This window comes from Aquabacterium sp. (assembly GCF_035476535.1).
In the GTDB taxonomy this organism is placed as follows: Bacteria; Pseudomonadota; Gammaproteobacteria; order Burkholderiales; family Burkholderiaceae_C; genus Pseudaquabacterium.
In genome coordinates this window covers 1-9,446 of sequence record NZ_DATILJ010000274.1, presented here as the reverse complement: position 1 = coordinate 9,446, position 9,446 = coordinate 1, and the positions used below count along the sequence as shown (strand labels likewise).

The 9,446-nt window shown below is 71.8% G+C and carries 9 protein-coding genes; 8 read left to right on the top strand and 1 reads right to left on the bottom strand.

Annotated features, from left to right (window positions below; translation table 11 throughout):
- The 8 genes from VLK61_RS27310 to VLK61_RS27275 all read left to right on the top strand — a co-directional run.
- On the top strand, positions 1-1,462 hold a 1,462-nt coding region (locus tag VLK61_RS27310; RefSeq protein ID WP_325425983.1), incomplete at its 5' end, for a helix-turn-helix transcriptional regulator.
- A gap of 92 nt (positions 1,463-1,554) precedes the next feature.
- Entirely contained in the window at positions 1,555-1,896 is a 342-nt protein-coding gene (locus tag VLK61_RS27305; protein ID WP_325425981.1) for a hypothetical protein, read from the top strand.
- 98 nt (positions 1,897-1,994) lie between these two features.
- On the top strand, positions 1,995-3,971 hold the full coding sequence (locus tag VLK61_RS27300) for a hypothetical protein (protein ID WP_325425979.1): 1,977 nt from the start codon (positions 1,995-1,997) through the stop codon (positions 3,969-3,971).
- A gap of 37 nt (positions 3,972-4,008) precedes the next feature.
- Positions 4,009-4,914 (top strand): c-type cytochrome, encoded by a 906-nt coding sequence (locus VLK61_RS27295; RefSeq protein WP_325425977.1) that lies wholly within the window; start codon positions 4,009-4,011, stop codon positions 4,912-4,914.
- A gap of 85 nt (positions 4,915-4,999) precedes the next feature.
- Positions 5,000-5,509, top strand: coding sequence for a hypothetical protein (locus VLK61_RS27290; RefSeq protein ID WP_325425975.1), 510 nt, complete (start codon positions 5,000-5,002; stop codon positions 5,507-5,509).
- Positions 5,506-5,856 (top strand): ArsC family reductase, encoded by a 351-nt coding sequence (locus tag VLK61_RS27285; protein ID WP_325425973.1) that lies wholly within the window; start codon positions 5,506-5,508, stop codon positions 5,854-5,856. The genes VLK61_RS27290 and VLK61_RS27285 overlap by 4 nt, the downstream gene beginning before the upstream one ends.
- Before the next feature lie 108 nt (positions 5,857-5,964).
- Positions 5,965-6,780, top strand: coding sequence for a crotonase/enoyl-CoA hydratase family protein (locus VLK61_RS27280; RefSeq protein WP_325425971.1), 816 nt, complete (start codon positions 5,965-5,967; stop codon positions 6,778-6,780).
- Positions 6,781-6,791: 11 nt separating this feature from the next.
- On the top strand, positions 6,792-7,451 hold the full coding sequence (locus VLK61_RS27275) for an NUDIX hydrolase (protein WP_325425969.1): 660 nt from the start codon (positions 6,792-6,794) through the stop codon (positions 7,449-7,451).
- Positions 7,452-7,548: 97 nt separating this feature from the next.
- Here VLK61_RS27275 and VLK61_RS27270 read toward each other — a convergent pair whose 3' ends face one another.
- The gene (locus tag VLK61_RS27270) at positions 7,549-9,399 is read right to left on the bottom strand and encodes a potassium transporter Kup (protein WP_325425985.1); all 1,851 of its coding nucleotides are present in this window, start codon (positions 9,397-9,399) and stop codon (positions 7,549-7,551) included.
- Positions 9,400-9,446: the final 47 nt, after the last annotated feature.

Here is a 9,446-nt window from a genome sequence, read left to right as displayed (position 1 = left end):
GCACTGCATGCACCACGCGGTGGCCGGCTATGCCGCCGCCGGCCGCGAGCGCGACGCGGCGCTGGCCAGCGCGCACCTGTGCGCCGGCCTGCAGCATGTCGGCCGTTTCGACGAAGGCACACGCATCCTGGCGCGGCTGGGCTGCTTGAGCTTCGACGATGCGGCGATGGCCTTCATCCACTATGGCGAGGCCTGCGACGCGGTGGTCTGCGGCCGCGGTGCCGATGTGGCGCCCAAGCAGTCGCTGATGCTGGCGGCGCTGCTGCGCGTGCCGGACCCCGGGCTGTGGCAGCAGTGCCCGCTGCAGGTGATGATGATCGGCGCCCCTGGATCGCTGGCCCAGGCGGTGCGCTATGCCGATGCGATTCTGCAGATGGCCGGCGAGCGGCCCAGTTCCTTGCGTGCCGGCGCCTGGCATGCCAAGGCCTGGCAGGCGCTGATGGCCGGCCGCGAGGCCGAGGCGGCGTCCTGGCTGGCGCGCGCCGATGATGACTTTCGCTGGCTGGGCAGCCCGCGCATGATCCAGACCGACAACCGCATGGTGCATGCGCTGATGGCCGCGCTGCAGGGCGATGCGCCGGCCAGCCTCGCCGCCGGCGCGGCGCTGATCGACGACATCCGCCGCGCGGCCAGCGTCTCGTTCCGCCGCGCGCATGAAGCGGGCATGCTGTTCAACCAGGCCCGCGCCGCCTGGCTGCTGCAGGACTGGGCGCTGCTGCGCGAGATGGCGGCGGCGTTGCAAGCGGCCCGGCATGCGGCCGAGTGGCCCTCAGGGCGGGGCGTGCATGCGCTGGTCGATGCGATGGTGGCGCTGGCCGAGGATCGCGTCGACGATGCGGTGCAGGGGCTGGAAGCGCTGGGCGACGGCCTGCAGGCCTACTTCCTGTGTGCCGGCGTGCAGGCCCGTGCGCTGCATGCCTGGGCGCTGTGCCGGCAGCAGCGGCTGGATGCCGCGGCCGCGGCGCTGCAGCCGCTGCTGCAGGGCCCGGGCGACGATGAGCGCGGCGCCACCCTCCTGGCCGGCGAGCCGGTGCTGCGCGATCTGCAGCAGACCGATTGGCAGGGCCGGCTGTCGGCCGCGGAACTGGCGCGGCTGAGCGACTTCCTGGCCCGCGTGCAGCGGGTGCGGTTCGCCGCGGCGGTGCCGATCGACGCTGCGCCATCCGTGCTATCCGTGTCATCAGCGCCATTAGCGCCGCCGGTCGTGCCCGCCGTGCGCGTGCCGGCCGCCACCGAACTGCCCACCGCCGGGTCCGCGCCCGATGGCGGTGGCGAACGCCTGACGCCGCGCGAAGCGCAGATCCTGGCACTGATGGCCGCCGGCAACAGCAACAAGCTGATCGCCCGCGCGCTGGACCTGAGCGTGCACACCGTCAAGCAGCATGTGGCCAGCATCCTCGGCAAGCTCGGCGTGGCCAGCCGCGGCCAGGCCTCGGCCTGGTGGCACGCGCAGCTGAGGTAAGCCGGGGGGAGGAGGCGCTCGCGCAGCGGCCAGGGGGAGGGTGGCTCCTTTGGCGGATGCGCAGTGCATGGGCCGCCGCACAAGATCGGCCCATGCTGGTCTTCAGCCACACCCATCTGCCGCGCGAACTGCTGGACGGCGTGCAACGCTGCTGCATTGCCGGCGCGGCGCAGGGCCTGCATTGCTTCGAGGCCTGGCACTACGGCATCGAGCCCGGCGCCGAGGCGGCTCTGGCCGCCTGCGCTGACGAAACCGTGCTGCTGGTGCTGGAAGGCGCCGGCAGGCTGGCGCTGGCCAGCGGCCCGCAGCGCGTGCAGGCGCCGTGCACCGTGCGGCTGCCGCCGCAGGACGAGACGCGGGTCGCGAACATCGGCGCCGCGCCGCTCAAGCTGCTGCTGCTGAGCGCCTCCCCCGCCGCCGGCCCGTCGGCATAGCTCTTCACGGCGGGCCGCGTGGCCCGAACGGGCGATGTGCCGCGGCGCCCGGATTTCTACAGTGCATCCATCCCCCCTTGAATGCCCTGGAGAGACCCATGATGAAGACCACCCTCACGCAATTGACGCTGGCCGTGCTGCTGGCCCTCGGACTGAGCGCCTGCGGCGGCGGCAGCGAGACGATGGCGGCCGATGCCGCGAGCACGCTGGCAGCCGGCGCCGGTACCGGCGCCAGCACCGGCCCGCGCGCCAAGGCCTTGTCGGCCGCACTGGCCGCACCGGCTGCCGCCACCGCGGCGGTCGATGCCACCGAAGCCGCGCGCCAGCTGATGGACTTTGCGGAAGTCACCTTCCCGGGCTACTTCCCGCCGCACCCGGCCACGCTGAGCGCCGAGCCCTTCAGCTTCCGCTACTACCCCGACACGGGGGCCTACCTGGGCGTCGTCACGGCCGCCGGCACGCCCTATGTGCACAACGGCATCTACGTGATGGGCGGGCCTTTCGGCGCCGCGCCGGTGCTGGTCGGCCAGGTCACGGACTTCATCACGCCGGTGGCCAACTACAGCCTGGCCTTGTCGGCCGACCGCACGCCGGTGCAGCAAGGCAGCACGGCCACGCTGAAGGCCACGCTGACGCGCCAGAACGGCTTCACCGGCCCCGTGCAACTGGTGCTGGACGGCCTGCCCGCCGGCGTCACCAGCAATGTCATCACCATCCCGGCCGGCAGCAGCACCGCCGACATCCGGCTCAGCGCGCAGACCAGCGCGCCGCATTCGCTGCCGACCGTGGCGCGGCTGCGCGCGGTCAATGGCAGCGATGTGCTGCACCAGGCGGTGACCGTCACCGTGCGCGGCGCGCCGGGCGACATCGACACCAGCTTCGGCGGCGGCGTCAACATCACGCCGGTCGGCTACGAGGACTATGCCAATGCGGCGGCCGTGCAGGCCGACGGCAAGGTCATCGTCGCCGGGTCGAGCACGATGCCCACCGGCACCTTCGTCTCGCTGGTGCGCTACCGGCGCGACGGCGGCCTCGACACCAGCTTCGGCACCGACGGCAAGGTCGTGACGCAGGTCGGCACGCGCAGCGACGCGGCCGCGGCGATCGCGGTCCAGCCCGACGGCAAGATCGTCATCGCCGGCGCCAGCGACCAGCTCACCAGCGGCCTGGACTTCCTGGTGCTGCGCTACAACGCCGACGGCAGCCTGGATGCCGGCTTCGGCAGCGGTGGCAAGGTGACCACCGCAATGAGCGGCGACACCGACCGCGCCTGGGCCGTGGCGATCCAGGCCGACGGCAAGATCGTGGTCGCCGGCGAAAGCAACAGCGGCAGCACCAGCGGTATCGACTTCGCACTGGCGCGCTACAACAGCAACGGCACGCTCGACGCCGGCTTCGGCAGTGGCGGCAAGGTGATCACGCCGCTGAAATCCAACACCGGACGCGACAGCATCTACGCGCTGGCCCTGGCCACGGTGGCGGGCGAGCAGCGCATCCTCGCCGTTGGCGGCGACGGCGATTTCCAGGCCGCACGCTACCTGCCCGACGGCAGCCTCGACGCTGGCTTCGGCAACGGCGGCAAGGTGATGGCCTTGTTCACTTCGAGCATCGGCGGCGCCCGTGGTGTCACGCTGCTGCCGGGCGGCCAGGCCGTGCTGGCCGGTGCCATCAACAATGACTTTGCTGCCGCGCAACTGACTGCCAACGGCACGCTGGACACGGCCTTCGGCAACGGCGGCAAGTTCGTGCAAGGCGTCGTGCCGACCAACTGGGATTCGGCCACCGCCGTGGTGCGCCAGGCCGATGGCAAGCTGGTGCTGGGCGGCTGGGCCTATTCCGGCAACAGCTCGGCCGGCGACTTTGCTGCGCTGCGCCTGCTGCCCAACGGCACGCTGGACGCCAGCTTCGGCACCGGCGGCATCGTGATCCATCCCACCGCCGCCGGCACCAAGGGCGACCAGGCCCACGGCCTGGTGCTGCAGGCCGACGAGCGCGTGCCGACGGTGCGCGCCATCCAGGCCGGCGAGGCCAATGGCAGCAACCACGACTTCTCGCTCATCCGGCTGTGGCTGTGAGCCGTATGCCCCGACACACCTTTCGAATGTCGACACCATGAAACGCTGGATCAAGTTCCCGTTGATCGGCCTGGCTGCCGTGCTGGCCGCCGCCGCCGCGACGCTGGCTTTCGCCAACCACCGCAGCCAGTCGCGCATGACGCGCACCGTGGCGCTGCCCGCCTATGCGCTGGCACTGCCCGAGGATGCCGCGAGCATCGAACGCGGCCGCTACCTGTACCAGTCACGCGGCTGCACGGACTGCCACGGCCAGGACGGCGCCGGCCGTGTCTTCATCAACGATGACGGCATCGGCCTGCGGCTGGCCGGGCCGAACATCAGCCCGGGGCCTGGCAACGTGGTGGCGCACTACAAGGGCGAGGACTGGGAGCGCACGCTGCGCCACGGCGTCAAGCCCTCGGGCCAGCCGCTGCTGGTGATGCCCTCGGAAGACTATGCGCGCTGGACCGATGCCGACGTGGCCGCCGTCGCCGCCTACGTGCGCCAGATGCCGCCGAAGAGCGGTGGCCCGGCGGTGCTGCAGCTGCCACTGCCAGTGCGCGTGATGTATGGCCTGGGCCTGATGCCCGATGCGGCCGAGCGCATCGACCACGGCCTGCCGCCGCCGCAGCCGGTGCCCGAAGGCGTGAGCCTGGCCCACGGCCAGTACGTGGCCAACAGCTGCCTGGGCTGCCATGGGCAGCTGTTGTCGGGCGGCAAGATTCCCGGCGCGCCGCCGGACTGGCCGGACGCCGCGAACCTGACGCCCGGCGCCGGCAGCGCGATGCCGCGCTATGCCAGCGCCACCGAATTCCGCACCATGCTGCGCTCGGGCCGCCGGCCCGATGGCAGCCGGGTCAGCATCGTGATGCCCTTCGAATCGCTGGCGCGCATGAGCGACACCGACATCGATGCCGCCTACCTGTACCTGAAGTCGCTGCCGCCGCGCCCCGTCGGGCGGTGATGAGGGGGCCGCCGGCCGCCCCGCCGGCGGTAGAGGCATCCGGGATGCGCGATGATGCGGGCCTCCTCATTCCCGGAGGCCAGCGATGCAAGCCGCCAAAAAAACGCAGACACGCCTTGCCCTGCTGATCACGCTCCCGGCCGGCCTGGCGCTGGTTGCCGGCTGCGCCGTGCCGCTGCAGGCCGGGCTCAGCGAGGCCGAGGTGGCGGCCCGCATGGGCCCGCCCACCGGCCGCTACGTGATGCCCTCTGGCACCACCCGGCTCGAGTTCGCGCGCGGGCCCATGGGCCGCACCACCTGGATGGTCGACCTGGACGCCGCCGGCCGCACCCAGCAATGGGCCCAGGTGCTCGACGATGCGCATTTCGCGCAGGTGGTCGACGGTCTGCCGCGCGACGACCTGCTGCGCCTGCTGGGCCGCCCGGCCCGCCGTGCCCCCGAGTGGCAGAACCGCGAAACCTGGTACTGGCGCTACCAGACCAACGACTGCCTGTGGTTCGCCGTGACGCTCAGCGCCGAGGGCCGCGTGCTCAACGGCGGCGGCCACATGATCGACCCGGCCTGCGACGCCCCCAACGACCGAGCCAGACAATGAGCATCACGCTGTACGGCATCACCAATTGCGACACCGTCAAGCGCGCCCGCGCCTGGCTGGCTGAGCAGGATGTGAGTTATCAATTCCACGATTTCAAGAAGGCCGGCGTGCCGCCCGCGCGCCTGCCGGCCTGGGTGGCGGCGGCCGGTTGGGAACGCGTGCTCAACCGCCAGGGCAGCACCTGGCGCAAGCTCGACGAGGCCCAGCGCACCGCCGTGGTCGACGCCGCCAGCGCCCAGGCGCTGATGCTGGCGCAGCCCAGCGTGATCAAGCGCCCGGTGGTCGAATGGGCCGATGGCAGCATCACCGTCGGCTTCGACGCCGACACCTTCGCGCGCCGGCGCTGAGAACCGGCGCCGGCCGGCCCGGCACCGGCCCCGCATCAGCGCGGTGCAGCTGCTGCGCAGGTGACACGGTCGATCGCGCCCTGCGGCGCACAATGACGCCGTCACTTCATGGAGGCCGCCGTGCAAGACCGCATTCGAATCAGCATCGACGCTTTGGGCGTGGCCGAGGTGTGCCTGGCGCGCCCCGACAAGATGAACGCGCTGGACTTCGCGATGTTCGATGCCATCGCCGCCGCGATCGATCAACTCAAGTCCGAGCGCGGCCTGCGCGCCGTGGTGCTGCACGGCGAAGGCCGGGCCTTCTGCGCCGGGCTGGACATGGGGCGCATGGACAAGATTGCCGCGGCCGGCGAAGGCGGTTTTCGCGACTTGCGCCCGCGCAGCCACGGCACGATGAATTCCGCGCAGTACGTTGCGCAAGGCTGGCGCGAACTGGTGGTGCCGGTGATCGCCGCGGTGCACGGCGTGGCCTTCGGCGGCGGCCTGCAGGTGGCGCTGGGCGCCGACATCCGGCTGATCAGCGCGGACCTGAAGATGTCGGTGATGGAAGTCAAATGGGGCCTGGTGCCCGACATGGCCGGCATCGTGCTGATGCGCGGCCTGCTGCGCGACGACGTGGTGCGCGAGCTGACCTACACCGGGCGTGTCGTCGACGCCGAAGAAGCCGTGCAGCTGGGCCTGGCCACCCGCGTCTGCGCCGACCCGCTGGCCGCCGCGCGCGAGATGGCCGCCGGCATCGCGCAGCGCAGCCCGGATGCCGTGCGTGCTGCCAAGCGCCTGCTGAACCAGGCCGCGGCCGGTACCGGCGACGCCGCGCTGCTGCAGGCGGAATCCAACGAGCAGGTGGCGCTGATGGGCGCGCCGAACCAGGTGGAAGCCGTGCGCGCGAACCTCGAGAAGCGCGCGCCGGTCTTCCACGGCTGAACCGGCGCACGATGCTGCGCGACCTTGCCTTCGAAAACCGCGTGCGCCAGCGCCTGGCGCAATGGCAACGCCACGAGCCGGATGCCGCCGGCCTGCGCCGCGCCGCGGTCGCGATGGTGCTCACCGATGAAGGCCACGGCGGCGAGCTGCCCGGCCTGCCGCGCCATGCGCAGTGGAGCGAGCAGGCCGCCATCATCGTCACCCGGCGCGCGGCAACGCTGCGCGCCCACGCCGGCCAGTTCGCGCTGCCCGGCGGCCGCGTCGACGAAGGCGAAACGGCGCAGCAGGCCGCGCTGCGCGAGTTGCACGAAGAGGTTGGCCTGGTGCTGGACGCCGGCGCCATCATCGGCCTGCTTGACGACGTGATCACGCGCTCCGGCTACGCCATCACGCCGGTGGTGATGTGGACCGGCGCAGCCATGGGCCTGCAGCCCAACCCCGACGAAGTGGCCAGCATCCACCGCATTCCGCTGACGGAACTGCTGCGCGCCGACGCGCCGATGCTCACGCCGATGGACGACAGCGACGTGCCGGTGCTGCGCATGCCGGTCGGCCAGGGCTGGATCGCCGCGCCGACCGCCGCGATGCTCTACCAGTTCCGCGAGGTCTGCCTGCTCGGTCGCGAGACCCGGGTCCAGCATTTCGAGCAGCCGCGCTTCGCGTGGAAGTGAGCGCGCCTGTGCGCCCCAGCGGCCGCCATGGATCCGGCTCTGCCGGTCCATTGGCGGCGCCCCCTGGGGGGAGGCGCCGCAGGCGCTCCGGGGGGTACTAAATTTGCACCCGCGTGCCCAGCTCCACCACGGCGTTGTCCGGCAGGCTGAAGAAGGCCGCGACGCCGCCGGCGTTGCGGCTCATCGCGGCAAACAGCGTTTCGCGCCACTGCGCCATGCCGGTGCCGGGGGTGGGCACCACGGTCTCGCGGCTGAGGAAATAACTGGTCTCGAACAGCGGCACCGGCAAGCCCTGGGCCGCGCCGAGCGACAAGGCCTGCGGCACATCCGGCGTGTCCATGAAGCCGAAGTGCAGCCGCACGCGCCAGAAGCCGGGGCCCAGCGCCTCGATCTCCAGGCGGTCTTTCGCGGCGACCCAGGGCGTCTCGGCGAACACCACGGTCATGATCAGGTTGCGCTCGTGCAGCACCTGGTTGTGCTTCAGGTTGTGCAGCAGGGCTTGCGGCACCGTCTCGCCATCGGCCACGGCATACACGGCGGTGCGCTGCGCACGGTTCACGCTGCCGAGGTCCAGGCTGTCGATGAAGGGCTGCAGCGCCAGGCCTTCGCTGCGGATGCTGGCCACCAACTGCTCGCGGCCGCGCGCCCAGGTGCTCATCACGCCGAACAGCAGCAGGCCCAGCAGCAGCGGGAACCAGCCGCCCTCGAAGAACTTCACCGCGCAGCCGGCCACCAGCAGCGCGTCGATGATCAGGAAGAACAGCGTGGCGCCGATGGCCAGCGGCGCGGGCAGCTTCCAGCCGTGGCGCACGACGAAGAAGGTCAGCGCGGTGGTGATCAACATTGTCACCGTCACTGCGATGCCGTAGGCGCCGGCCAGCGCGGCCGAGCTGCCGAAGAACAGCACGGCGGCCACCACGCCGACCAGCAAGGCCCAGTTGACCGCCGGCATGTAGATCTGCCCGGCCTCGCGGGCGGAGGTGTGGCGCAGCGCCATGCGCGGGAGGAAGCCCAGCTGGATGGCCTGGCGCGTCATCGAATAGGCGCCCGAGATGACGGCCTGCGACGCGATGATCGCCGCCAGCGTGGCCAGCAGCACGGCGGGCAGCACCCATTCGGGCGCGAACAGGCGGTAGAACGGGTTCGCCACGGCAGCCGGGTCGTGCATCAGCAGCGCGCCCTGGCCGAGGTAGTTCAGCGCCAGCGCCGGCAGCACCAGCGCACACCAGGCCAGCTGGATCGGCCGGCGGCCGAAGTGCCCGAGGTCGGCATACAGCGCCTCGGCGCCGGTGAGCGCCAGCACGATGGCGCCGAGCGCGGCCCACACCTGCCAGCCGCGTTCGGCCAGGAAGCGCGCGGCCTGCAGCGGGTTCAGCGCGGCCAGGATCGCCGGCTCGCGCAGGATCTGCTGCACGCCGGTGACCGCCAGCACCAGGAACCACAGCAGGATCACCGGCCCGAACAGCTTGCCCACCAGCGCCGTGCCGAAGCGCTGCAGCAGGAACAGCCCGACCAGCACCACCAGCGAGAACGGCAGCACATAGGCCTTCAGCGCCGGCGCGGCGACTTCCAGCCCCTCCATCGCGCCGAGCACCGAGATCGCCGGCGTGATGATGCTGTCGCCGTAGAACAGCGTGGCGCCGAACACGCCCAGCAGCAGCAGTGCGCGGCGCAGCGCCGGCCGGCTGCTGACAGCCTGCGCCGCCAGCGCGGTGAGCGCCAGGCCGCCGCCTTCGCCGCGGTTGTCGGCGCGCAGGATCAGGATCACGTACTTCAGCGTCACCACCAGCATCAGCGCCCAGAAGATCGTCGACACCGCGCCGATCAGGTTGGGGCCGTTCAGCGCCACGCCGGTGGCCGGGCTGAAGATGGTGGCCAGCGTGTACAGCGGGCTGGTGCCGATGTCGCCGTAGACGACGCCGAGCGCGCCCAGCGTCAGCGCGGCCAGGCCTTGTTTGGCGTGCGTGGACGGCGTGGCGGCGCCGGCCGCAGCGA

Coding starts and splice junctions, on each gene's coding strand:
- VLK61_RS27305 (WP_325425981.1), top strand. CDS start 1,555: ATGCTGGTCTTCAGCCACACCCATCTGCCGCGCGAACTGCTGGACGGC.
- VLK61_RS27280 (WP_325425971.1), top strand. CDS start 5,965: ATGGAGGCCGCCGTGCAAGACCGCATTCGAATCAGCATCGACGCTTTG.
- VLK61_RS27285 (WP_325425973.1), top strand. CDS start 5,506: ATGAGCATCACGCTGTACGGCATCACCAATTGCGACACCGTCAAGCGC.
- VLK61_RS27295 (WP_325425977.1), top strand. CDS start 4,009: ATGAAACGCTGGATCAAGTTCCCGTTGATCGGCCTGGCTGCCGTGCTG.
- VLK61_RS27290 (WP_325425975.1), top strand. CDS start 5,000: ATGCAAGCCGCCAAAAAAACGCAGACACGCCTTGCCCTGCTGATCACG.
- VLK61_RS27300 (WP_325425979.1), top strand. CDS start 1,995: ATGATGAAGACCACCCTCACGCAATTGACGCTGGCCGTGCTGCTGGCC.
- VLK61_RS27275 (WP_325425969.1), top strand. CDS start 6,792: ATGCTGCGCGACCTTGCCTTCGAAAACCGCGTGCGCCAGCGCCTGGCG.